20 protein-coding genes are annotated in these 24,530 nt (G+C 49.4%); 5 read left to right on the forward strand and 15 right to left on the reverse strand.

Translation table 11 applies throughout. The features are described from left to right. Positions 1 to 21: 21 nt before the first annotated feature. From AR543_RS19620 to AR543_RS19660, 9 genes are all read right to left on the reverse strand, one after another. Positions 22 to 456, reverse strand: coding sequence for a 3-hydroxyacyl-ACP dehydratase FabZ family protein (locus AR543_RS19620; RefSeq protein ID WP_060536077.1), 435 nt, complete (start codon positions 454 to 456; stop codon positions 22 to 24). Continuing rightward, positions 441 to 1,682 carry a beta-ketoacyl-ACP synthase II gene (fabF, locus tag AR543_RS19625; protein WP_060536078.1) on the reverse strand — a complete coding sequence of 414 codons (1,242 nt, stop codon included), beginning with the start codon at positions 1,680 to 1,682 and terminating at the stop codon, positions 441 to 443. The genes AR543_RS19620 and fabF overlap by 16 nt, the downstream gene beginning before the upstream one ends. Before the next feature lie 29 nt (positions 1,683 to 1,711). Continuing rightward, the gene (locus AR543_RS19630; RefSeq protein ID WP_060536079.1) at positions 1,712 to 3,415 is read right to left on the reverse strand and encodes a thiamine pyrophosphate-binding protein; all 1,704 of its coding nucleotides are present in this window, start codon (positions 3,413 to 3,415) and stop codon (positions 1,712 to 1,714) included. Then, a complete protein-coding gene (locus AR543_RS19635) occupies positions 3,412 to 4,635 on the reverse strand; it encodes an aldehyde dehydrogenase family protein (protein WP_060536080.1) in 1,224 nt (407 codons plus the stop codon). Before AR543_RS19635 ends, AR543_RS19630 begins: the two co-directional genes overlap by 4 nt. A gap of 119 nt (positions 4,636 to 4,754) precedes the next feature. Continuing rightward, positions 4,755 to 6,239: a class I adenylate-forming enzyme family protein gene (locus AR543_RS19640; RefSeq protein ID WP_418304203.1), complete on the reverse strand. Its 1,485-nt coding sequence runs from the start codon at positions 6,237 to 6,239 to the stop codon at positions 4,755 to 4,757. Between the two features lie 12 nt (positions 6,240 to 6,251). After that, complete coding sequence (gene fabI / locus AR543_RS19645; RefSeq protein WP_060536081.1) at positions 6,252 to 7,025, reverse strand: enoyl-ACP reductase FabI; 774 nt, start codon at positions 7,023 to 7,025, stop codon at positions 6,252 to 6,254. Between the two features lie 933 nt (positions 7,026 to 7,958). After that, entirely contained in the window at positions 7,959 to 9,566 is a 1,608-nt protein-coding gene (locus AR543_RS19650) for a UDP-glucose--hexose-1-phosphate uridylyltransferase (RefSeq protein ID WP_060536082.1), read from the reverse strand. Next, positions 9,559 to 10,551 (reverse strand): UDP-glucose 4-epimerase GalE, encoded by a 993-nt coding sequence (gene galE, locus AR543_RS19655; protein WP_060536083.1) that lies wholly within the window; start codon positions 10,549 to 10,551, stop codon positions 9,559 to 9,561. Before galE ends, AR543_RS19650 begins: the two co-directional genes overlap by 8 nt. A 275-nt stretch (positions 10,552 to 10,826) precedes the next feature. Further along, positions 10,827 to 11,999: a galactokinase gene (locus AR543_RS19660; protein WP_060536084.1), complete on the reverse strand. Its 1,173-nt coding sequence runs from the start codon at positions 11,997 to 11,999 to the stop codon at positions 10,827 to 10,829. 266 nt (positions 12,000 to 12,265) lie between these two features. On the opposite strand from AR543_RS19660, the gene AR543_RS19665 reads away from it, so the two are divergent. Then, positions 12,266 to 13,135 carry an AraC family transcriptional regulator gene (locus AR543_RS19665; RefSeq protein ID WP_060536085.1) on the forward strand — a complete coding sequence of 290 codons (870 nt, stop codon included), beginning with the start codon at positions 12,266 to 12,268 and terminating at the stop codon, positions 13,133 to 13,135. Positions 13,136 to 13,469: 334 nt separating this feature from the next. Here the strand turns inward: AR543_RS19665 and mgrA are convergent, their stop codons facing one another. From mgrA to AR543_RS19695, 6 genes are all read right to left on the reverse strand, one after another. Beyond that, a complete protein-coding gene (gene mgrA, locus AR543_RS19670) occupies positions 13,470 to 14,480 on the reverse strand; it encodes an L-glyceraldehyde 3-phosphate reductase (RefSeq protein ID WP_060536086.1) in 1,011 nt (336 codons plus the stop codon). A 78-nt stretch (positions 14,481 to 14,558) separates the two neighbouring features. Beyond that, positions 14,559 to 15,299: an NAD-dependent protein deacylase gene (locus AR543_RS19675; protein ID WP_060536087.1), complete on the reverse strand. Its 741-nt coding sequence runs from the start codon at positions 15,297 to 15,299 to the stop codon at positions 14,559 to 14,561. Between the two features lie 73 nt (positions 15,300 to 15,372). Then, complete coding sequence (locus AR543_RS19680; RefSeq protein ID WP_227871786.1) at positions 15,373 to 16,146, reverse strand: HAD family hydrolase; 774 nt, start codon at positions 16,144 to 16,146, stop codon at positions 15,373 to 15,375. 152 nt (positions 16,147 to 16,298) lie between these two features. After that, entirely contained in the window at positions 16,299 to 17,111 is an 813-nt protein-coding gene (locus AR543_RS19685) for an alpha/beta fold hydrolase (RefSeq protein WP_060536855.1), read from the reverse strand. Positions 17,112 to 17,532: 421 nt separating this feature from the next. Continuing rightward, a complete protein-coding gene (locus AR543_RS19690; RefSeq protein WP_060536089.1) occupies positions 17,533 to 18,195 on the reverse strand; it encodes a bifunctional 2-keto-4-hydroxyglutarate aldolase/2-keto-3-deoxy-6-phosphogluconate aldolase in 663 nt (220 codons plus the stop codon). A 146-nt stretch (positions 18,196 to 18,341) separates the two neighbouring features. Continuing rightward, positions 18,342 to 19,304: a sugar kinase gene (locus tag AR543_RS19695; RefSeq protein WP_060536090.1), complete on the reverse strand. Its 963-nt coding sequence runs from the start codon at positions 19,302 to 19,304 to the stop codon at positions 18,342 to 18,344. A gap of 213 nt (positions 19,305 to 19,517) precedes the next feature. Here AR543_RS19695 and AR543_RS19700 point away from each other — a divergent pair, with 213 nt between their 5' ends. The 4 genes from AR543_RS19700 to AR543_RS19715 all read left to right on the forward strand — a co-directional run bounded on the left by AR543_RS19700 (position 19,518) and on the right by AR543_RS19715 (position 24,343). After that, positions 19,518 to 20,603 (forward strand): acyltransferase family protein, encoded by a 1,086-nt coding sequence (locus AR543_RS19700; RefSeq protein ID WP_227871787.1) that lies wholly within the window; start codon positions 19,518 to 19,520, stop codon positions 20,601 to 20,603. Positions 20,604 to 20,724: 121 nt separating this feature from the next. Beyond that, positions 20,725 to 20,973, forward strand: coding sequence for a KGG domain-containing protein (locus AR543_RS19705; protein ID WP_017813475.1), 249 nt, complete (start codon positions 20,725 to 20,727; stop codon positions 20,971 to 20,973). 295 nt (positions 20,974 to 21,268) lie between these two features. Next, positions 21,269 to 22,942, forward strand: a complete 1,674-nt coding sequence (gene ilvD / locus AR543_RS19710) for a dihydroxy-acid dehydratase (protein ID WP_060536856.1) — start codon at positions 21,269 to 21,271, stop codon at positions 22,940 to 22,942. Positions 22,943 to 23,227: 285 nt separating this feature from the next. Then, a complete protein-coding gene (locus AR543_RS19715) occupies positions 23,228 to 24,343 on the forward strand; it encodes an AI-2E family transporter (RefSeq protein ID WP_060536092.1) in 1,116 nt (371 codons plus the stop codon). Positions 24,344 to 24,530: the final 187 nt, after the last annotated feature.

A 24,530-nucleotide genomic window follows, 5' to 3' on the forward strand; every position in this document is an offset into this window, starting at 1 on the left:
AACTCCCTTTCCATGATGGTCTTAACGCTTCAGATCGTAGGAGACGATCTCATCCGCTTCGAGGACGATTCGTTCGCCTACGGAAGCTGTTCCTTTGCCAAGCACATAACCTTTGCGACGGCGAATCACTTCCACATACAGATCTATACGATCTCCGGCAGCAGCCTGACTGTGTACACGCACTCCTTTTAATGTGGTCAAAAAGGAAATGCCCGCTTCGTCAATCGTGGCAAAAGCCATCAGCTGTGCCAGTGCTTCCACAATAAGAGTAGAAGGCATATAAGGCTGTGTATCACTGATATACCATTCATTCCGGCCGACCATTTTGTAACCTCTGGCCCAGCCGGATGTCTCATAGCCGGATACCTCATCGATCATCACAAACGGATAACGGTGAGGAAGTACGTCAGGAATATGAATCTTGGTCAAATCCAAAGGAGTTACTCTCCCTTCCATTTGCGTACAGCAATGCATACGTTATGTCCACCAAACCCGAAGGAGTTGCTGATGGCTGCATTGACTTCCCTTTCCTGGCTTACATTCGGTACAAAATTCAGTTCCTTATCATCCGGATCTTCGCAGTTGAGCGTTGGTGGAACGGTGCTGTGCAGCATACTCTGCACCGTAGCGATCAATTCCACAGCTCCTGCGCCGCCCATCAGATGGCCGGTCATCGACTTGATCGAAGAAATCGCCAGATTCGGTGCATGCTCTCCGAATACTTTGCGCAGTGCATTTACTTCCATCTGATCGTTAAATGGAGTACTGGTTCCATGCGCATTTACGTAATCTACATCTTCCGGCTGAAGTCCGCCGTCCTGCAGAGCCAATCGGATCGCATCGGCTGCGCCTGCACCGCTCAGATCGGGTGCTGTAATATGATAGGCATCTGTCGTACAGCCATAGCCTACCACTTCCGCCAGAATCGTCGCGTTCCGCTTGAGCGCATGTTCCAGTTCTTCCAGAATGACTACCCCGGCTCCTCCACCGATCACGAACCCGTCACGCGCCGAGTCAAAGGGGCGGCTGGCCTGCTGCGGTTCTTCATTGCGTCTGGACAGCGCATGGATATTCGCAAATCCTGCCAGATCGAGCTGACTGAAGTTCGCTTCTGCTCCGCCGGCGATGACCGCATCGGCAGTACCGTACTGGATCGTGCGCAGCGCTTCACCGATCGAGTTGCTGCCGGTCGCGCATGCCGTCACAACGCCAAATGACGGACCTTTGGCACCAAAAGCAATAGCGACTTCACCTGGCGCCGAATTGATCATCATGGCTGTAACAAAATGCGGCGATACCCGTTTCGGACCGATCTCGGTCAGCTTGCGGTAATTCTCCTCCACCACATCCAGACCGCCGGCTCCCGAGCCGATAACGACACCGACACGGGACGCGTTCTCTTCATTGATGACCAGGCCGGACTGCTTCATAGCCTGATGGGCGGCAGCCAGTGCGAACTGGGTGAATTGTGCAATTTTGTTGGCTTCTTTTTTGCTCATATATTCCAGAGGATCGAAGCCCTTGACCTGGGCTCCAATCTTGGTGGGAATCTCGGATACGTCAAAATGGTCTACCAGACCTACACCGCTTCGTCCTGCGACCAGCGAGTTCCAGAAGTCTTCGGTATTCAGCCCGACCGGTGTGATTACACCCTGACCGGTCACCACTACACGCCTTTTCAATAGGTTCACGTCCTTTATGGTTGTTGAGATTATTTCGTAACTGCCGTCCGTTCCGGCAGTGGGAAGTCTCCGTATACATGGCGGATTTTCTCATGAATATCCGTCAGCGTGACCTGAACATCAACGATGACCAAGCGGCCTTGACGATAGGAATCCCAGGCTGCGGCCAGCTGCTCTGCCGCTTCTTCACGGCTGCGAATAACCCGGTTATCCACAAATTCGTGCGTAATGCTGCTCACATCCAGCTGCTCCTGACCAGATACGAACGGATAGGAACCGTTCAGTGTGGAGGATTGATAGCCCAGCTGATTTTGCAGCCATCCATATCCACCGTTATTCAGTACCAGATACAGCGCCGGAATCCGATATTCTGCTGCCGTAATCAGATCTGAGCGGAACAAGTTGAACGCGCCGTCTCCGACGAGTGCCACGACCGGACGCTGACCGGCTGCTGCCGCTCCAAGCGCAGCAGCTGCACCGAATCCGAGACTTGTCTGATCACTTGGAACGATCGACCAGGCCTGCTTGCCAAAAGCAAAATACGGGTAAAAGTATGACCACATATCCTGCAGTCCATTTTCCTGTACCAGCACCAAATCTTCACCGCACTGGCTGGCGATCATCTCCAGTAGCTCCGGCACATGCAATCCGGGTTCTGCAGCGATTTCGGCCATTGCTGCTTTGCGGCGTTCTACTGCTGCCTCTTTGCAATCGGCAATCCGCTGCACCCAGTCCGAATCTGCCGGACGAAGCGGCTGCTCCAGCCAGTGATCCAGAACGGCATATCCATCACCCAGCAATTTGAGTCCTTCATACTGGTGCGCCAGATCATTCAGCTCCATATTGACCTGAATCAGCGGCTTCTGCTCCAGCCACGATTCCCATTCAAAAGTCGCTGTCTCTTCCAGACGGCTGCCCAGTGCAATGACCAGATCGGCTTCTTCCCACAGTACCCGGCAGCTGACATCCGTATACAATCCGGCGACTCCGCCGAACAGCGGATGATATTCATCCACTGTCCCGCGGCCTGATGCTGTTGCAAATACGGCTGCTCCATACTTGGTAGCCAGCTGCTCCAGCTTGCTGCCGTCTCCATTTTTCATGCCACCACCGGTGAGAATTAGCGGACGACGAGCATTTCGCAGCAGTGCATCTGCCGCTTTCAGCTGATCACGTCCGGGCAGTACACTTAGTCGTTCAAGCGGAGCAAAATGCTCTGTTACCGGTGACAGCTGATCAACCAGCTGCTCCGGCAGTTCGATATAGACCGGACCGGGAGCGCCGTTGACCGCCATAAAGGCAGCTCTTTCGAGTGCCCACTGCAGTCGGTCGCCATGCTCTACCCGGTATGCCCATTTGACCAGCGGCTTCACCATCGACATCTGATCAGCTTCCTGAAAAGAACGCGTACCCAGCTTGTCTCCGCCGGTTCCCAGTGCAAGCAGCAGGAGTGGCACACTGAGATTCTGTGCTTCCAGCAGGCCGGTCAGCGTATTGCTGAGCGCTGGCCCTTTTCCTACCACACAGACAGCAAGGCGACTAGTGGCCAGTGAATACCCGGAAGCCATAAAGACCGCATTACGCTGATCCTTGCAAATAATAAATTCCATATCGGCTTTGGACAGCGGCTTCAGAATTTTCAGATCATCGCTAGGCAATCCGAACAGATGCTTCACACCTACAGATTCCAGATAGCTTACAACGATATCCCAGGCAGGCAGTGAAGCGGTCATACCAGAGTCCTCTTGTCCTGCAGGTACTCCGCGACCACAGCCGAGATCAGGATCGGTTTGGAGACCAGCGTATTATTGTGGAAAATATAGTTGGACATCGTTCCGTAGCCGCCGAATGCCTTGTTGCCCTGATCCACATCTTCCAGTGTTTCGTTAATCGTCAGTGTATGCTTGCGGCGCAGAATATCGCTCAGATGCTCGGAGCCATACAGACTGCATCCCATCGCCCGCTCGCTGAAATAGCTGGAAGAGATGCGCTGGATCAGCTGTTGATCATCCTTATAACTCACTACGTTAAACACTGGAGAGAAATACTCGATAATATCCAGGTTTTCATCCAGCGTGCTGTACAGAATGGTCGGGTCCATCTTTTTGGTACGGAAATCAATTCCGCCGCCATAGACGATAAACTGATCATGCGTATTGAAATATTCGGAGACACTATACAGCGTATCTTTGTAGAAAATAGGCGTGTAATGTGCATCCGGGTCCTGATTGTGTCCATAGGTGAGTCCCTGTACGCGCTCGATCAGCAGATTTTTGAAAGTATCCGCTACTTCCTGATGAACCAGGATAATATCCGGGCCGAGGCAATCCTGACCGGAGTTGAACAGGCGCATCCGGATAACATCCGTTACCGCCAGTGCCAGATCCGCATCCGGACCGATAATAAATGGGTTGATCCCCTGTCCGAAGAAAATGTACAACTGCTCTTTGCGCAATTGTTTTTTGATCTGCTCCGCATTGGAGTATCCGCCGGTGAAGACAACGATATCAGCCGGTTTGACATATTCATTTACGAATACTTTTTGGCTGACTTTCTGGTGATGGATCGGCAGACCGTGTACTGCTTGCAGCTTCTCGTGCAGCAAACCTACATGTTCCGCCACATACGAAGCCGGTCGGAAAGCAATTTCGTTAACATACAGCGAAGGAATCAGCAGATACAATGCGTAAGAGTACAAAATGACGTTCGAAGGCATAAATACCGCCATCGACTGCTGCCAGCCTGGCTTGTTGTTACGCACTTCCTCCAGTGCTCCCTGCAGAGTCATGATCGTGGAATCAATCTCCGCATTGGCTGCACGGTATGACGAGATCTTCGACAGAATATCCAGTACTTCCTGACGCTGTGTCATTAGATAATTCAGGCATCTCAATACCGCTCCGTGCCTTTCCAATAACAACAAATCCTCCGTCAGCTTTTGGTCCATACTCATTATTAATCATCCCTTCTCTCTTGAATGGTTCTGGTTTTTCGCCGTTCTTTTTAGAGGGAACAGAGAAATTCCAGTATTAAAACTACAAATTGTAGTTTATTAAATCGTTGTTATCTGCTTCACACTAATGTTTCGGCGGATTTACGTACACTACGCTCTGTAGTTTTGGTTATAGCGAGCTGTTCCAATTCCAGGCGATCCACCTTGCCGTTACGGTTCAGCGGGAATCCCGGCAGTGGAATCAGCAGATCCGGATACATATAGGTCGGCAGGATCTGATTCATTTCCCTGCGCAGTTCGGCGAGAGTCAGCACCGCTTCATCTTCCACAAAAGTAATCAGCAGACTGCCTTTGAGTTCATCTTCCAGAGCGATCACGCAGGAGCGGCAGCCCAGCAGACTGATCCGGCTTTCGATATAGGCAGGCGAGACCAGATAACCCATCCGATTGACCGTTTTGCCTGTGCGTCCGACGACATGAAGATTGCCATTGTCGGTAAAGCCCATATCGCCGGTACGGAACCAGCCGTTAATAATAGCTGCTGCCGTGAGATCCGGGCGATCAAGATAGCCTTCCATACAACCGGGCGTCTGTATCCATACCTCACCGATCTCCTGATCGGGCAGTGGATTCCCCTGATTATCCAGTACACGAACTTCAATACCGGGCAGCGGAGCGCCGCAGCCATGCGGGTTACCGACGGTTCCCAGGGTTACATTTCCAAGTTCCGACAATCCGTAGCCATTCAGCAGCGGCTTGTGGAACAAAGCATCAAATTTTTCTTCCAAGTCTCTCGTCAAAGGAGATCCGCCCACGCACCACATCCGGACCGGAGCATTTTGCAGAGCTTCCAGCTGTCTGGGTTTACGGGCTAACATGCGTAACATGGTGTAATAAGCAGAGGGGTTAGCATCTACGATAGTAGCTCGTTCACGAGTAATGTTGGTAATCACGCTCCGTAGATTCTGTGGGTTGCATACGATGAGGGAGCAGGCGGTTAACCACCATGAGAAGATTAATGAAATTCCATAAAAATGAGAATAGGGCACGACCGGTAGCATACAGTCCGAAGATTGGTATCCCATCGCCCGGATCGAGTGTACGATATTGTCCATAAACAGCTGTCCCGATTTGACGATGCCTTTGGGCTTGCCGGTGGTTCCTGACGAATACAGAATCAGGGCATCACGCCGTGCGCACCAAGCATCCAGCGAAAGCGTCTCCTGTGGAGACTGAATTTCCATTCGGCGCGTCACGGACAGACTGTCTGCCAGTTCGGAAAGCAAAATGGTCTCCAGACCCGGCAGCTGCGGGTCGATATCGGTGATAAGCAGATCTGCTTCGGTCTCGCCATGAATATGCAGCAGTTCATCCAGACCAATCTGCGGATCGACGACAACAAGCGATACTGCATGATGACACAGGCCAAACAACGCAGCGATAAACAAGTACGAGTTGGCGGATTTCAGAATGACCCTGCTGTCTGAGGATAATCCTCGGAGCGACAATAACCGGCTAATTCCGGTTGCATCCTGTTCGAGCTGTTCCCGGCTCGATCTGCCGTCCACTGAAATAATCTGACATTTCATCTGTGCGGTCAGCAAAAGGGCTCCTCCTTACATTCCAGTAATATGGTATCCGGCATCCACATGGATCACTTCACCCGTAATCCCGCGGGACCAGTCCGACATCAGGAAAGCGGCGGTATCTCCGACTTCGGCGGTATCCACCGTTTTGCGCAGCGGCGTGGTTTCTTCGATTTTTTTGAGCATGCCGTTGAAATCCTTGATTCCATAAGCAGCCAGTGTACGGATCGGACCGGCGGAAATGGCATTAACGCGAATACCGTGCATGCCCAGATCATTGGCCAGATAACGTACCGAAGCTTCCAGCGTTGCTTTGGCTACGCCCATAACATTGTAGTTCTGGATAGCGCGCTCTGCACCGATATAGGTCATGGTCATGATACTGCCGCCTTCGGTCATCAGCGGATAGACACGACGGGCTACAGCTACCAGTGAATAAGCGCTGATCTCCTGCGCGAGACCGAATCCTTCACGCGAAGTGTCGACGTAGTTTCCTTCCAGATCTTCCGGGCGGGCATAAGCGATACTATGAACATATCCATGCAGTACACCCATATGTTCAGACAAATAAGCGGCAAGCTGATCGATCTCCGTCTCGTTCTGCACATCACAAGGCAGCAAAACCGCTCCGGGAATAGACTCGACCAGCTTCTCAACACGGCTCTTCACTCGTTCATTCTCGTATGTAAAAATGAGCCGTGCATCCTGTTCAGCGAGCGATTGGGCAATTCCCCAGGCAATACTGCGGTTATTGGCCACCCCCATAATCAAGATATTTTTATTTGCCAGCAATTTTAATCCCATACTCTCTCCTTTTTTAAATTTTGATAGTTAAAATAAAAAAAATAATAATGTGTATCGAACTTACAAGGCTACCTTAATACATCCAGAGTGACCTGTAAATACGTTTTTTGAAAATTAACAAAAAATAACTTAAAAATAACAATTATTGTACATATGTAAATTAATTCTATTTAAAAAGCGCATCACGAAAAGCACCATATCCGTCATTTTACAAAAGACGCTGGTGATCCCAAAACCCGGCTGACAGCTCGTACATCATACAAAACTATGTAGCAGATACGCTTTTAAGTATGCATCCCTTCTCCCCCTGAATGGTGCCTGTGTTCCTGAGACTCTGATACAGCAGCAGACCATAATGTACCATGATCCTTTAGAGCAGCTGCCATAACCGTAATCATTTCCCCTCCTGATAAGCAGCAGGCTAACAGCAACCGGCAGGATATTTCAGAATAGATGGATCGACCTTATCCTTTTTCTTCCGCTCTTTTCATTTGGGAAGATTTGGTATGGTTTCTTGTATTATAACCACCACTAATTACCAGTTTCAACTTTACTTCCTTATTTTGCTATCCTTCCTGATTCTTAACATTGAGCTTACAGAAATTGCGTACGGTATCAGGTCGTCTGGACATCCACCTGTTTTTCGGATTTTGTGACATATTGCCATAATTCGATATGACTACGTTTTTAAGTACAACTGGAAGTAATTATATTTTTGGAGCGATTTGCCTGTTGTTATACGGTTCGCCTATTCTGGCACAAGGCTGCGAAAAGGGTGTTTTTAGTGGAGCTTCAAATCGGTTCATTTTCATAACAAACATAAAAAAAGGACGACCCTTTATATGCAAAGGAATCGTCCTGGCTGATCGTATAACAAAACAGAGACAGTGTTAACACAGTGTACCCGTCAGGTTAACGCTGTTTAATATAATATTATTTTAAGCGGTATCCCAGATGCGTCATGAAGCGTGCAAAGCCTTCGCGTCCGGCAGCATCCTTTTTGTATACACCGGCATGCTCCAGAATATGCGCAAATTTGCGGCCTACTTCATCCTGCACTACGAGAGTCGCCTGATCATGTTCCAGCTCGGTTCCGTACTGGTCGACCAGCTGCCCGATCCATGGTCCATGCAGTGCCAGTTGATGATCCGGCTGCGCACGTACTGCTTCGAGCAGCGCTGCGTCTCCGGTCAGAATCGAGGCGATCAGATCGAGTTCTTCTTTGAGACGACCTGGCAGAATCGCCAGACCCATAACCTCGATCAGTCCAATATTCTCGCGCTTGATATGATGCATCTCCGGATGCGGATGGAAAATGCCATCTGGATACTGCTCGCTCGTCCGGTTGTTGCGCAGCACCAGATCCATCTCGTACTGCTCGCCCTGACGGCGGACGATCGGGGTCACTGTATTATGACGCACCGTTGTACCATCTGGGCCAGCAGAAGAAGCCACAATATCCACCTGCTCGTCGCTATACACTTTCCACTGCTCATAAATATCATTGGCTGCTTCGAGCAGCTGCGAATCGTTATAAGCACGCAGACGCACAACGCTCATCGGCCAGTTGACCAGCTCCAGCATCAAACCTTCACGGGATGGATGCGTGTAGACCTGCTCTACCGCTGCCTTTTCGATCGGGAATGTATGACGACCGCCCTGGAAATGATCGTGCGTCAGAATCGATCCGCCTACAATCGGCAGATCGGCATTGGAGCCGAGGAAATAATGCGGGAACTCATCCACAAAATCAAGCAGTCGGCGGAACGTCTGACTGGTGAGCTGCATTGGCACATGATCATGATGGAACACAATACAGTGCTCATTATAGTACACGTATGGAGAGTACTGCAGGAACCAGGATTCCCCGCTGAGCTGCAGCGGAATAACTCGCAGATTCTGACGGGCCGGATGATTGATTCGTCCGGCATAACCAACATTCTCGCGGCAGAGCAGGCATTTTGGATAGGACGGCGGCGGCATCAGCTTGGCCAGCGCGATCTCGGCGGAGCTTTTCTCCGGCTTGGACAGATTGATCGTCATCTCCAGATCGCCGTAGTCTGTAGGCTGCTTCCAATATACGTTTTTGGAAACGCGGTCCATACGGATATAGTTGGAGTTGATCGACAGCTGATAAAACTGGTCTGTCGCCGCTTCGATCCCTTCCCGGTCCAGCGTATCGTAAAAGTCTGCGGTTACTTCCGACGGACGTGCCATCAGCAGCCCCATAATCTCGGCATCGATCAGATCCCGGTACGTATCGGTATTCTCCTGCAGCTGACCGATACTGTACGCATAATCGATCAGTGTATCGATCATGATCTGAGGCTCTGCAGCCGCTTCTCCTTCATTGACCATACTCAGGATGGCCACATCAGGATTATACGGTTCATCAAATCGGAATTTGTTCAGCAGCAGATTGCGGCTGTAATCGAGATCGGCAATTTTGATCATTTGTTTGGAAAAGGCGAATTTGACCAGTTCATCAATCGCCAGCAGAGCGCTGTTCTGTTCGGTTGTACGTTCGGTCGTATTATTCATGGTCACCATATCCCTGTGGATGAGATTCATGCCACTGCCATGCGCTGGCGATGATATCTTCCAGTTGATCGCGTGAAGGCTTCCAGCCGAGTACGCTGCGTGCTTTGTCCGAAGAAGCGACCAGTACGGCAGGGTCTCCACTGCGGCGTGGTTCATAGTTCGTCGGGATATCGCGTCCGGTTACTTTTTTGGCTGTTTCAATAACCTGTTTTACAGAGAAGCCGAGTCCATTACCCAGATTGAATACATTGCTGCTGCCACCGGCTCCCAGATACTCTACCGCTTTGACATGCGCATCCGCCAGATCGCTGACATGGATATAGTCGCGGATACATGTGCCATCTTCTGTCGGATAATCGTCGCCGAAGACGGAGATGTGTTCACGCTGACCCAGCGCAGTCTGCAGTACCAGCGGTACCAGATGCGATTCCGGGCGGTGATCTTCACCGATTTTTCCGCTGGCATGTGCACCTGCTGCATTAAAGTAGCGCAGCGCTACATAGCGAATATCGTGTACTTTATCGAACCAGGCCATCATGCGCTCCATAACCAGCTTGGTCTCGCCGTACACATTGGCAGGCTCGGTGCGGTCACTTTCTTCGATCGGCACTTTTTCCGGTTCGCCATAGGTTGCAGCTGTGGAGGAGAAGACAATGTTTTTGACGCCGGCTTTTTGCATTTCTTCCAGCAGGCACATCGCGCCGTACACGTTGTTATCGTAATATTTGGATGGATTCTGCATGCTCTCGCCGACGAGCGAGCTGGCTGCAAAGTGAATTACCGCCGTGATGCTGTTTTCACTGAAAATACGGGCCAGCAGTTCCTTGTCGCGCAGATCGCCTTCGTATAATTTGCCTCCGAGCAGAGCTTCACGATGGCCTGTCATCAGATTATCAATTACCACTACCTCTTCGCCGCGTTCCAAAAGATCCGCTACCGTATGCGATCCAATATATCCTGCGCCACCCGTTACCAAAATAGCCATCTTTTCTTCCTCCTGTCAGTCCTTCCGCCATAAGATCTATATGTTCCGAATACATCGTTTTTCATAATGTACCGGCCTGCCTTTATGACGGATGGCTGTTATTATAATTAAATTTCTTTATGCGCTCATGATACTCTGTTCGCATGTACTGTTTTATTATACCGTCTGACTTTTAACTTTGGATGAATTATGAATGATACGTTGGTTGCATCCATTATGCTGATGTATCTATTATCTGTATGCTTCTTGTTATGCGTTTATCTGTATGCTTCCTGTTATCCGTTCCATTCCTCGACGCCATTACCGACGCCGCAAATGTAAAAGTCCGCTTCCAGTCCGGTACGTTCGCGGTAAGCCTGACCTACCTGCTGTACGAATAGATCAGTATCGTCCTCATGCACCAGTGATACCGTACAGCCGCCGAATCCCGCGCCTGTCATCCGGGAGCCGAGTGTGCCAGGAATCCGGCGCGCTTCCTCGACCATTACATCCAGCTCGGTGCAGCTGACTTCATACAGATCACGCAGGGATTCATGAGAAGCGTTCATCAGTTCTCCGAACTGCTTTAGATCATCCTGACGCAGTGCTTCTACCGAAGCCAGTACACGGGCATTCTCTTCCACGACATGACGGGCACGATCGCGTACAATGCTGTCCTGTATTTGTTCTTCCAGCAGGCCAAATTGCTCCGGTGTCAGCTGGGCGAGATAGCTCAGATTGTCCACATGCGGCTGCAATGCTGTGAGTGCGGCTTCGCACTGGGAACGGCGTTCATTGTACTTGGAATCAACCAATCCGCGACGTTTGTTGGTATTGCCGATCACCAGCTTGTATTGTCCGGTCCGGAAAGGCACACGTTTATACTCCAGCGTATCGCACATCAGCAGGATCGCATGATCCTTGACCCCGTTCGCTACAGCGAATTGATCCATAATGCCGCAATTCACACCGACAAATTCATTTTCCGCTCTCTGCGACATTACAGCAATTTCGACAGTGTCAATGTGACCTTGCTCCAGACTGAGCAGCGCGTATGCCGTCACAACCTCGATCGATGCCGAGGAAGAAAGACCCGATCCGTTTGGAATATTGCCGAAAAACAACAGATCATATCCGGATGATAATGAAGTTCCTCGTTCTTGCAAAACGGTCATTATACCAAGTGGATAATCCATCCATTCCTTGGTCGTTCCCAGCCCGATCTCGGGAAGCGCAAATGTTCCTTCCAGCTCGGGAAAATTGACGGAAGCCAGTCTGACTACCTTGTCGTGATTGGCACGAATCGCGAGTGCTGTGCCGAATTCCAGTGCTGCCGGCAGTACATAGCCGCCGTTATAATCAATATGTTCACCAATCAGATTTACACGTCCCGGAGCATGAAAAACGCGAATATCTCCACCTGTTCCGTACTTCTCGGTAAATGCCTGTTTCATCTGTTCCTGATTCATGGGTTAATTCCACCTTATACATAAATTCAATCTGCTGTCAGTTCTGTTTTGTCCTGATCCCAGTATATCCTGAAAGCGCTATGATATGTAATGAACAGATGTGCTGTTTATATGGATAAATGTGACCTCACTGTTGTATAATTCTACTATAAAACAATCGTTATTCATAACTGGAATATCTATCCATTTTGCATTACCCTTTTTACATCATCTATTTTATTGATATGTTATTTCAGCTTATGCGAATCAAGGAGGCCTCTGTAGCCATGTTCGAAAAAACATATCAGGTCGCTCCCAATCCCATCTTTCACGATGAAGGTATGCTGTATGTACTATTCACCGGAGAAAGTCAGACTCCGCCTTCCCACAGGCTGGGTCCCAAAATCTATGATTATTACCTGTACCATTACATTACCAGCGGTCAGGGGCAGTTTATTACCGAGAATCGCACATACAAGCTGAGTGCAGGCGACTCTTTTCTTATTCATCCCGGTCAGCTGGTCAGCTATGTATCCGATCGCCAGCAGCCCTGGCATTATCACTGGATGGCTTTTGCAGGAGAACAAGCGGAAAAATTGGCTGAGCATACCGGATTTCACGCCGGTTCGCCGGTTGCCCGTTCGGAGCAGCATGAAGATTCCGGACAGATCGGGCTGTATCTACAGTCCATGCTTCAGGCTTTTTATACCCAAAAAGAAAGCTCTGATCTGGCCGCTCTCGGTTATCTGCATCTGATTATGGCGGAAGCCAGCGAAAAGCTTACCCGGCAGGCAGCACTGCCTGGAGCCGAGTCTATCACCCGGCGAACAGTCAAACAAATGATCCATTATATGTCCAGCCAGTATGCGCATCCCGTATCGATCGAAGACATGTGCAGCAGTATTGGCTATAACCGCGCCTATATGTCCCGTATTTTCAAAAAGGAAACGGGCATGACGCCTGTGACCTATCTGCTCAAACTCCGGATCGACAAAGCACGTCAGCTGCTGCGCGAGCGACCGGAGCTGTCCACTCAGCAGATTGCCGCTTCGGTGGGTCTAACCGATGCGCTGTATTTCTCCAAGCAGTTCCGCCGATTTTACGGAGTCTCGCCCAGCCAGTATCGTGCTTCAATCCAGCCTCCGGGTGTGCTATAGATATCTGCCGGATGTACTATGGGTATCTATCGATATTTTCCCAATCAAATATCCAGATCAATGGCATCCCATACAAAAAAGGCTCCCACGATGAAGGGAGCCTTTTTCAGGTATGTGTTATCATTCATTCAATAGCATCGCAGATTATAAAAGGGGCTATAGGGAATAAAGTCATAATCCGAGTCTGTAGACCCTAATTTTCTGCAATCCCAAGCACATTGTAGCGGTTAATCCTCTGTAATCTCCAGCACTTTGCAGAACCTGTGATACTTGATTGAACAAGTTTGTTCGATAAAGGTCATGCTGGATGTTGCCCTGCTACCCTGCGTAATGTTTATTCACTGTGTTCTGCCGATGATTTGAGGATCGTATCAATACGCTGCAGTTCTTCGGCAGAGAATTCCAGATTGTTCAGCGCTACGATATTCTCTTCGATCTGGGATACACGACTCGCTCCGATCAATGCGGAGGTCAGACGGCCATGACGCAGTACCCAGGCCAGCGACATCTGTGCCAGACTTTGTCCGCGTGCAGCAGCCAGCTGATTGAGGGCGCGAACTTTGCGGATCGTCTCGGGCTTGATTTGATCTTGCTTGAGGAAGACCGAGGAACCGGCAGCACGGGAATCTTCCGGTACACCATTCAGGTATTTGCTGGTCAGTACACCCTGCTCCAGCGGACAAAAAGCAATACTGCCTGCTCCCAAATCATCCAGCGTATCCTGCAGACCATTCTCAATCCAGCGGTCCAGCATAGAATAACGCGGCTGATGAATCGTCAGCGGAGTACCAAGCTCTTTGAGGATGCGCGCAGCTTCGCGGGTCTGCTCTGCATTGTAGCTGGAGATTCCGACGTATAGCGCTTTACCGGAACGCACAATGTGATCCAGCGCCATCATTGTTTCTTCCAGTGGTGTCTCCGGATCAAATCGGTGAGAGTAGAAAATATCCACATATTCCAGACCCATCCGCTTGAGACTCTGATCCAGACTGGCGACCAGATTTTTACGGGAGCCCCATTCGCCGTAAGGACCCGGCCACATATAATAACCAGCTTTGGTCGAGATGATCATTTCATCACGATAAGCAGCCAGATCATGCTTGAGCACCTGACCAAACGTCTCCTCGGCCGAGCCTGCCGGAGGGCCGTAGTTGTTAGCCAGATCAAAATGAGTAATTCCCAGATCAAAGGAGCGTGTCAGCATCTCTCTGGAATTCTCATACGAATTGATTCCTCCAAAATTATGCCACAATCCCAGCGAGATCGCAGGCAATTTCAGACCGGTACGACCGGTACGATTATACTTCATATTCTCATAACGATTTTCCGCCGCTACATATACCAAAGTAATTCCCACCCTTCAGCTGAATAAAATCCATATATCCTCACAAATCATACCGGAAGCGTTATCATTATGCAATCATCATTCTGCCAGCAGCTGCTGTACCTTTTTCATTACCTGTCCCATTGGATCGGTAATGAGCAGATCGGCATGACGGTCATGTGCTGTTGACGAAGCATTCATTAATACAGTATGTCTGCCTTTGAAATACGTAATAAAACCGGCGGCCGGATATACAGTTAAGGAAGTCCCGCCAATAATAAGCAAATCTGCTGACATTAGCGCTGCTACCGCCCGGTCAATAACCTCTCCATCCAGTGACTCTCCATACAGCACCACATCCGGGCGAATAATGCCTCCATCGACCGGACAGCGCGGCACACCGGATTGAGCCAGTACATCGGACAGCGTATATTGTCTTTTGCACTCCATGCAGTAATTACGGTGTACCGAGCCATGCAGCTCCAGTACATTATGGCTGCCGGCTTTTTGATGCAATCCATCGATATTTTGGGTGATAATCGCCTGCAGCTTGCCCTGCTGCTCCAGCTCCGCCAATAGCTCATGCACCGGATTGGGCTGTACATCCGGGTATAGCATTTTGGATCGGTAAAATTCATAAAACAGCTCCGGCTCCCGGTCAAAAAATGGACGGCTCAACATTTCTTCCGGTGAGTATCCACGCTGTCCTATTTCCTGATACAACCCGGCAGCCGAACGAAAATCCGGTATACCACTCTCGGTTGATGTTCCTGCTCCGCCAAAAAAGACAATTCGGCTGGATTCCCTGATCCACTCTGCCAGCTGATTTACTTTATCCATATGGTTATCACTCCCTTGTTTGTAGTTGAAGTCTGTACTCGTGTGGCAAAAAAGCAGATCCGGCTCGTCTTTGCTACTCTGTGGATCTGATCTGCAGCTCTCCGTAATGCTGAATAACAATATCTGCATCCGGCAAATGTCCAGTATCCCCTGCAGTCGGCGAGATCCCGATACAGCAGGCCAGACCGGCCTGACGGCCCATCTGCATATCGGCATTGCTGTCACCGATCAGCACTGTACGTTCCGGCAGAACCGATAGACGCTCACAGGCCAGCAGAGCCAGATCTGGCGCAGGCTTGCCTGCTGATACCTGATCACTGCCGATCATCCCGGTAAAATAATTTTCCAGTCCGCTCCAGCGTAGATGCTTGATAGCTTCGGAAGTATAATCCGAGGTCACCACCGCCATCGGTATACTGGCCTGGCGGCACCTGTCCAGCAGCGGTACCAACTCCGGCAGCGGCTGAACAGGCTTCGATTGTTCCATATGCTCCATTGCCTGACGGCTGAACTCTGTAATATGCCGCACCGCTTCGTCCCATGGTATGCCCGCGCTATACAGCTGCCAGGAAAGTATAGCTATTGTCTCCGGGGCAGACGCGATAGCTATTGGGCCGCGTGGATCATAACCAACCAAGCGGCCGGAAGGATCATAGATCGTTCCCATCACCTTTTCCCGGTGGCCTGTAAAGGAATGACCACGCTCCTGCAAAAAAGCTTCTATACGACTGAGCAGCTGCTCTGCCCACTGGCCCCATAACTGCATAAAATCGAGCAATGTTCCATCCTTGTCCCATAGTATGGCATCGCAATGAATCTGGCGTGACTGGTAGATGATAGTTGCCACTGATGATCTCCTTTTCATGGTGCTGTACTCTTCCTTATTAGTTTACCCCCAAAACCGTCTATACAAAAAGCAGTGTCTTCCCCCGGAAAAAATGACGGAAGAAAACACTGCTTGGATATACGGCTCGTTATGGATAATGTTAATCAGAGCGATTATTTTTTGCTGTCTGAAGGAAATGCTTTCATCCAGCTGATCAGAGCGCTGACCGTCTGGGCACGCTGTTCTTTTTCGCTGATTTTGGCAGGCTGATCGCCTTTCTGTTCACCATAGCTGCCGAATTGTCCGTGATTACCGCCTTCTACACTGTAATAGGCTGTATCCGCTGGCAGCAGCGAACGGGAAGCTTCATACTTGTCTTTTTGCAGTACGCCGTCATTGGAGCCTGTGATCGACATCACCGGCAGACCCAACTCTGCCAGATTACCATTTTGATCCGGATAGGACGCCAGGAAAAAGACACCCGCAATCCGGTCCGTATGAGCTACTGCATACCGCGAAGCAAATACGCCGCCCAATGAATGTCCCCCGATCACAAACTTTTCATCGGGATGACTGCTGATTACTGCATCGGCTGCATCCGCTTTGGTAAAGGCAAAATTAAATGGAAATTTCATAATATATACGGAGTGACCCGACGCAGCCAGATCTCTGGCAAAAAGACTGTACGCTTCCGGTTTCACCCGTGCTCCAGGATAGAAAATCACACTATTGCCTTTCGGCTTGGCCGCATCAAATGCTATCCAGTTCTCTGTCGTATGTACGGTTACCTTTTGCTGCTGTGCCGTCAATGCCTGTTCTGCTTGTTCTGTCGGTCCATAAGGTGTCAACAAATACCAGGCTGCCAGTCCGCCTACAATAAGCAGCACAATCAGAATACCAAGCAGAATTTTGCCAATCTTACCGGCACGTCCGCCGCGGCGGCTGCCTCCATAACTTCCTGCATATTTACGTTTCCGTCTAAACATAAGTTCTCCTTCCACTTCAAGTCCGGTCAGTATGAATTCTGCCGGATCAGGAATTGGGTTCATGCGCAGCAGCTTGCATTTCGCTTGTGCCGGTATGAATATATTCCCTGTATCCGCAGCCCTGCCGGAGCCTTGCTGATATACAAGAACAGCCTGTTTCCCTGGCAGGACAACAGGCTGCTCTATGTGTAGTATACCACTTTCCATATGACGGAATACACTTTCACTTGTGTTTCAGACCAAAATAGTTATTTTGGAGTAAGAATTGGGACCACGTGATGATATCGATATTTTTGATCTTTTGGACCAATACATACTATCTGGTAAACCTGTGATGCCCTCTGGTTACCCGGCAATACGCTCCGGTAAAGCTTTGTTTATTTTTTATGCACACGTCTGCAAAAATAATTAAACGTAGGACTTAACCTTGTTTGGCTTCACGATATACTTGCATATACTGCTCGGCTTTTTGACGTACCAGACTGAGGTTGCCTGTTTTGACAGCTTCTGTAGTGAGATCCGAACCGATTCCTACAGCAACTGCTCCGCCTTTGATCCATTCTCCCAGATTGTCGAGCGATACTCCACCTGTTGGCATAAAATTGGCCTGCGGCATAGGACCTTTGAGTGTTTTGATAATAGATGGCTGATACAGATTGCCCGGGAACAATTTGACAATATCCACACCCAGCTCCAGTGCATGCTGAACGCCTTCCAATGTCGTTACTCCCGGCAGTACAGGCACACGGTACAGGTTGCAGATTTTGACTGTTTCCGGATTCAGAGATGGCCCTACGACGAATTCGGCACCTGCCATAATCGCTGCCCGCGCTGTCTGCGGCTCCAGTACCGTGCCTGCTCCAATAATAGCAAAATTATCGCCATCGGATTTCCAATTGTACATCCGGCTCAGCTTCTCGATAGCACCCAGTGCTCCCGGTACTGTCAACGTCACCTCGATCACTTTGATACCCCCGGCGATAGCCTGTTCCGCCATAGCAAATACCTGATCGGCAGAATCTCCGCGCAGTACAGCGACTACACCGTTATCCATCATTTTTTGCAGCAGTTGTAATTTTTTCATATCATTACTCCTCTTTTATCGAAATTAGATTAGCAATACATCCATACACCTGTCAGAACTGGTTATGTCCTGCGGGTATCTGTCTATCAAAGACCTTAATCCCGTAATCTCATAATCTACGATTAGCAGCCTCTGCAATCATCCAATTAACGCTCTACATGAGCTTTATTGTTCAGCTTCGCCTGCACCTGTGCATCGGTCGGTAGTGCTTCCCAGTCCCCAACCGCCTGAATCACCATCGAACCGTTCAGATTGCCCAGCCGTACTGCTTCTTCAATCGTATATCCGCGCAGCAGTCCTGTAATAAAGCCGGCACAGAATCCATCGCCAGCACCTACCGTATCCAGTACACGTTCTGCTTTAAAATAAGGAACTTCCAGGGTATTTTCCTTTTCGACCACATATGTGAGATCCGGGCCCCCTTTCACGATGCTGACTGCACGCAGTCGGCGCAGCCGGGCAAAAATCTCGTTTTGATCTTCTGTCTCGTACAGTAAGGCCAGCTCATCCAGACCGGGCAGGAAATAATCACATTTTTCTGCCAGAGCAAGCAGGATCCGCCGTGCTTCTTCCAGTGTCCACAGCTTCAGCCGCAGATTCGGATCAAAACATACCGTTACTCCGGCTTCCCTTGCGATATCCATCGCTCGGTTTACGGTAGCAAGCCCGGATTCACTGATCGCCGCCGTAATGCCGGTTACATGCAAAATGCGGGTATTACGGATATAATCTTCATCCAGATCTTCCGGTGTCATCCGGCTGGCCGCAGACAGCTTGCGGTAATAATATACAGAAGCATGACCTGACGCGTTTTCACGCAGCATTAGTCCGGTAGGCTCTCCTGTTGCCAGAATCGAGCGGGATACATCCACGCCTTCTCCCCGGATCGACTTCTGGATCATATGCCCCAGCGGATCATCGCCGAGCCGACCGCACCAGCCGGCCGAGTGACCCAGACGTGCAATACCGATCGCCAGATTGCTCTCCGCACCGCCAAAAGATTTGCGCAGCTGTGAGGCGTATTCCAGTCCGCGGGAGTCTTCCGCAGTCAGCAAACCCATGGATTCCCCGAAAGTGACCACTTCCGGATAACCATTCTGATTATTCATTATCCATCCTCCTGATTCGGCATCGAACTCATGCCGTGGTATGTAGCTGGTCATATTATCCATTTTCGCAACCGCTTTCTTTGTTGTCAATGATGCAGCTTCATCATATATACACAATTTTAATGACAGAGAGCGCTTTCTATTGTGAATTTAATCACAATATTAAAATCTTTTTTGTCTTATTTTTAAATCATCAGAATTTGTGGAGGGAAAATGATGAATATTAGTCATCTCTATCAACCGCGTACATCTGTCCAGGCTCACTGCTCCACAGCAGGCGAGACTTATTTTATAAATTTGCGTTTTCTGTTAATCATATGTGTAGTGATCGGCAATATGCTGGAACCCGTAATTCGTCATTCGGATGTAGCACATGGTATTTTTCTGTGGATTTTCTCGTTTCATATGCCGCTGTTTGTGCTGGTTACCGGGTATTTTGCCCGTTCCAATCTATATGGACCTACAGGACTTAAAATCCTGCGCACTATCCTGCTGCAGTATATTCTGTTTCAGAGCATTTATTCGCTGCTCGATTTTACGGTGTTCCGTGTGCAAGGGATTACACATTCCTTTTTTGCTCCCTATCTGCTGCTCTGGTTTCTCGCAGGGCATATGCTGTGGCGAGTAATGTTGATCATGATGCGCCAGCTGAGCTTTACGCGGCAAATCATCCTGTCGGTAGTGCTTGGGCTGCTCGTTGGCTCTCTGCCTGTGGATGGCGTATGGCTGGCATTGTCACGAACACTGATCTATTTTCCTTTTTTCATTATCGGTTATCATTTTGGATTTGAACGCTTTGCGGCTTGGTTCCGGAGCTATCGTCAGCTGCTCGCGGCTGGACTGTCGATTATGCTGCTTGCCGGATTTATCCTGGCAGACGGATCGCTGAATACCGGATGGTTCTATGGCAACCAGACCTTTATGCAGCTGGGTGTGGATCTATGGCATGGCCTGGTCGGCCGACTGGCTATGTATATTCTGCAACTGATCGCTTCGCTGGCATTCCTCGCTTTTGTTCCGTGGGGATCTCATTACATTACCGGGCTGGGACGACGCACATTATACGTATTTCTGCTGCACGGCCTGCTTGTTCGCACGATGGAAGCCTCGGGCATGTTCGGCCATATCAGCAGTACAACCGGAGTTATGCTGCTGATCCTATTGGCGATTCTGATCACACTGCTGCTTGCCCAGCCTGCCGTACGGCGCTGGACACATTACTGGGTGGAACCGGAACTGCCTCGTTATATACGACTCAAATTCCGCCATGCACAGCGCCGATATTCGTTTTTACGCTGAATAATTCATAGTCGATATCTAAATAAATGGCTAAATATCGTTTCATGGCAAATGGACCGGGTAATTAAAGAGCAACTACATGTAGCCTCACCTAATCTATTTTGACAGGAGTGATATTGTTATGGCACGCAGTAAAAGTACTGGGAAAATGAGCCGCGAAGAAGCCGGTCGCATGGGCGGACAGGCCACTTCCAAAAATCACAGCAAAGAGTTTTATCAGCAAATTGGCAAAAAAGGTGGTCAGGCCACTTCCCAATCCCATGACAAGGAATTCTATCAGGAGATCGGGCGCAAAGGTGGAGAAGCAACTTCAGAGTCGCACGACAAAGATTTCTACAAAGAAATTGGACGCAAGGGCGGCAGCCGTTAATTCTCCCTATAGATGCATTATGCTCGTTCATAATGCAAGATCAAGCAGACTTCTCTGTTCGTAATTGGCAGAGACGTCTGCTTTTTGTGATGTTATGTAATATAAGCTAGTAAAAAGATAGCACTTATGATAGACTCTATTAAAAACTTTTGTATAATCCGTGTAGTATCCTGTCGTATTATGCATTTTCTTTTCAGCTTGTGCCTTTGGCGTTCAAACGCGCTAAAGCAAAAAAGCTACTATATTATATATTTGGGGGGAAACCGACACCATGGCAGTCAACACAAACAAAAAGATGCGCTCTGATATGATCAAAAAAGGCTTTGATCGGGCGCCACATCGTAGTTTGCTTCGTGCAGCAGGGGTAAAAGAAGAAGATTTTGGCAAGCCGTTTATTGCGGTATGTAACTCTTATATCGATATCGTACCGGGACATGTGCATCTGCAGGAATTCGGTAAAATCGTCAAGGAAGCGATCCGTGAAGCTGGCGGCGTTCCATTCGAATTCAATACAATCGGTGTTGATGATGGTATTGCCATGGGACATATCGGTATGCGTTATTCCCTGCCAAGCCGCGAGATTATCGCAGATTCCCTGGAGACTGTTGTCTCCGCTCACTGGTTCGATGGCATGGTCTGTATCCCGAACTGTGACAAAATCACACCGGGTATGATGATGGGCGCACTGCGCGTGAATATTCCGACCATGTTCGTCAGTGGTGGCCCAATGAAAGCCGGTAAAGACAGTAATGGTCGTTCGATCTCCCTGACCTCCGTATTCGAAGGTGTAGGTGCTTATCAGGCGGGTAAAATCGATGACAAGAGTCTGCTGGAACTGGAACAGTTCGGCTGCCCGACATGCGGCTCCTGCTCCGGTATGTTCACCGCCAACTCTATGAACTGTCTGGCTGAAGCGCTGGGTATCGCATTGCCGGGTAACGGTACAATCCTCGCTGTTTCCGAAGACCGCAAGGAATTCGTCAAAAAATCCGCCAAGCAGCTGATGGAACTCATCAAGCTGGATCTGAAACCGCGTGATATCGTTACACTGGAAGCGATCGACAATGCCTTTGCGCTGGATATGGCAATGGGCGGTTCTACCAATACGGTACTGCACACACTGGCACTGGCGCATGAAGCCGAGATCGACTATCCGATCGAACGCATCAACGAAGTAGCCAACCGTGTACCGCATCTGGCGAAGCTCGCTCCGGCCTCCGACTGGCATATTGAAGATGTACATCTCGCAGGTGGCGTAAGCGCCGTTCTGAACGAACTGCTCAAAAAGCCGGGTGCTCTGCACGAGAACTGTATCACCGTTACCGGCAAAACGCTTCGCGAGAATGTTGAAGGCCAGGAAATCCAAAATCACGAAGTTATTCATGCGATCGACAATCCGCATTCGGAACGCGGCGGTCTGGCTGTACTGTTCGGCAACCTCGCTCCGGAAGGCGCGATTATCAAAGTCGGCGCAGTCGATGCTTCCGTTGGTGGCTACCATAAAGGTCCTGCGATCTGCTTTGATTCCCAGGATGATGCACTGTACGGTATCGCCAACGGCCATGTCAAAGAAGGCCATGTTGTCGTTATCCGTTATGAAGGTCCAAAAGGCGGGCCGGGTATGCCCGAGATGCTTGCTCCGACTTCCCAGATCGTCGGCATGGGCCTCGGTGCCAAAGTCGGCCTGATCACCGATGGACGTTTCTCCGGCGCTTCCCGCGGTATCAGTATCGGTCATATCTCTCCGGAAGCAGCCGAAGGCGGTCCTATCGCTTTCGTACATGATGGCGACATCATCGAGCTGGATCTGAATGAGCGCAAAATCGAACTGCATATCAGCGAAGAAGAAATGGCTGAACGCCGTCGTACCGAATGGAAAGAATTCGAGCCAAAAGTCAAAACCGGCTATCTGGCACGTTACTCCAAGCTTGTGACCAATGCAAGTATGGGCGGTATCATGAAAATCTGATCCAAGCTTATTTTCCGGCACAGGCCTCTGCTGTCCTCTGCCGGATCATCCAAGGCTTTCTCCCTGATGAAGATCAGGCGGGAAAGCCTTTTGTATGTGAACAGACATCTTATCTGTTTCCCCTGCAATAATGCTTCCTTTTATTTTTGTAACAAATCCGGCGGACACATCGTATATGTACAGTCGGAATTGCTGCCTATGGACGGATTGCTCCAATTCTGCCGTACAGCATGTTTTCCGGTGCAGATTTGTCTATTTTATTAAGCAAAGGAGATTTGGCATCACATGTTACCTCTTTACAAAAAGTACTGGCGGACGGCTTTTGATATCGGGATCGTTATCCTGACCGTCTACCTGGTTCTGCTGATTTCCAGTCAGCTTTACCGTATTGCCGCTCCGGTATTTCTGTCGGTATTGATTTTTGCAATTATCGAGCCGTTTGCTATGTTCCTGAATCGCAGAGGATTGCCCAAAATGGTCTGTTCCGCGATAGCTGTGCTTGCTTTTGTCCTTATTATTCTGGGTGCACTGTTTGGTGCAGGATTGATTTTTGTATCCCAGATCAGTCAGGTTGCCGATGAACTGCCCCGGTATGCCGTGATTGTACAGCAGCACTTTGCCAGCTTTACAACGATCCTGCAGCGAGAAATGAATGCACTGCCTGTTGATCTGACTGAGCGGATCAACGAATATTTTGCTACCTTTACCGCCGGACTGGCCGTCTGGGTCAAAGCGACCTTCAATTATGCAATTGGCTGGCTGGGCACATTTTCTTCCTTTATCGGAAATTTTGCTGTTGGTATTATCCTGGCCTTTTTCCTGAGTGCCGAAATTAATCTATGGCGAAGAGTCGCTGGAGAAAAAACACCCAATACGATCAAAAAAGCCTACTATTTCCTGAAACAGTATGTATTCCGCGCAATTGGCGGATATATCAAAGCCCAGCTGATCATGGTTATGATTACATTTGTACTGGTATACATAGGGTTGCTGATTTTGCGTGTGGATCATTCTTTTGCACTGGCACTGCTTAGTGCAGCTTTTGATATTTTGCCGCTGCTTGGAATTCCGGTCGTCTTTATTCCGTGGATTATTTATCTGTTCATTGTAGGCCAGACAGGTCTGGCAATCGGATTGACTATTGTACTGGTTGTGGTTATGCTAACCCGCCAGCTGCTGGAGCCCAAGATTACCGGTAACTCGATCGGTATCTCTTCGGCGTATCTGATGCTGTCTGCGATGATCATCTCGCTCTCCATTTTCGGTGTAGCCGGTCTTGTACTGTCACCGGTGCTGATTATTCTGCTCAAAGAGCTGTTCCAGCAGGGCTATCTACAGCGCTGGATTCGTCTGCCCAAAGAAGAATTTGAACCGATCCGTGAAGACCTTCCCCGATCCTGATTATCTGTAAATACACAGACCTTTTGGACATAGCCAGATCATAACAAACCCATCGCTATCCTGACAAATGACACATGTCGGATAGCGATGGGTTTTGTTGTTGGGAAGTTTTGTTATTGGGAAAGTTTGTTATCAGGAAATTTTATGATCGGAAAAGTTTGTTATGGAAAGTAGATTTATGACGGAA

The organism is Paenibacillus bovis (assembly GCF_001421015.2).
In the GTDB taxonomy this organism is placed as follows: Bacteria; Bacillota; Bacilli; order Paenibacillales; family Paenibacillaceae; genus Saccharibacillus; species Saccharibacillus bovis.

Excerpts from the sequence above, each read along its gene's own strand:
- AR543_RS19620 (WP_060536077.1), bottom strand. The coding sequence starts at position 456 with ATGGAAGGGAGAGTAACTCCTTTGGATTTGACCAAGATTCATATTCCT.
- AR543_RS19630 (WP_060536079.1), bottom strand. The coding sequence starts at position 3,415 with ATGACCGCTTCACTGCCTGCCTGGGATATCGTTGTAAGCTATCTGGAA.
- AR543_RS19635 (WP_060536080.1), bottom strand. The coding sequence starts at position 4,635 with ATGAGTATGGACCAAAAGCTGACGGAGGATTTGTTGTTATTGGAAAGG.
- fabI (WP_060536081.1), bottom strand. The coding sequence starts at position 7,025 with ATGGGATTAAAATTGCTGGCAAATAAAAATATCTTGATTATGGGGGTG.
- AR543_RS19650 (WP_060536082.1), bottom strand. The coding sequence starts at position 9,566 with ATGAATAATACGACCGAACGTACAACCGAACAGAACAGCGCTCTGCTG.
- galE (WP_060536083.1), bottom strand. The coding sequence starts at position 10,551 with ATGGCTATTTTGGTAACGGGTGGCGCAGGATATATTGGATCGCATACG.
- AR543_RS19660 (WP_060536084.1), bottom strand. The coding sequence starts at position 11,999 with ATGAATCAGGAACAGATGAAACAGGCATTTACCGAGAAGTACGGAACA.
- AR543_RS19665 (WP_060536085.1), top strand. The coding sequence starts at position 12,266 with ATGTTCGAAAAAACATATCAGGTCGCTCCCAATCCCATCTTTCACGAT.
- AR543_RS19675 (WP_060536087.1), bottom strand. The coding sequence starts at position 15,299 with ATGGATAAAGTAAATCAGCTGGCAGAGTGGATCAGGGAATCCAGCCGA.
- AR543_RS19685 (WP_060536855.1), bottom strand. The coding sequence starts at position 17,111 with ATGTTTAGACGGAAACGTAAATATGCAGGAAGTTATGGAGGCAGCCGC.
- AR543_RS19690 (WP_060536089.1), bottom strand. The coding sequence starts at position 18,195 with ATGAAAAAATTACAACTGCTGCAAAAAATGATGGATAACGGTGTAGTC.
- AR543_RS19695 (WP_060536090.1), bottom strand. The coding sequence starts at position 19,304 with ATGAATAATCAGAATGGTTATCCGGAAGTGGTCACTTTCGGGGAATCC.
- AR543_RS19700 (WP_227871787.1), top strand. The coding sequence starts at position 19,518 with ATGATGAATATTAGTCATCTCTATCAACCGCGTACATCTGTCCAGGCT.
- AR543_RS19705 (WP_017813475.1), top strand. The coding sequence starts at position 20,725 with ATGGCACGCAGTAAAAGTACTGGGAAAATGAGCCGCGAAGAAGCCGGT.
- ilvD (WP_060536856.1), top strand. The coding sequence starts at position 21,269 with ATGCGCTCTGATATGATCAAAAAAGGCTTTGATCGGGCGCCACATCGT.
- AR543_RS19715 (WP_060536092.1), top strand. The coding sequence starts at position 23,228 with ATGTTACCTCTTTACAAAAAGTACTGGCGGACGGCTTTTGATATCGGG.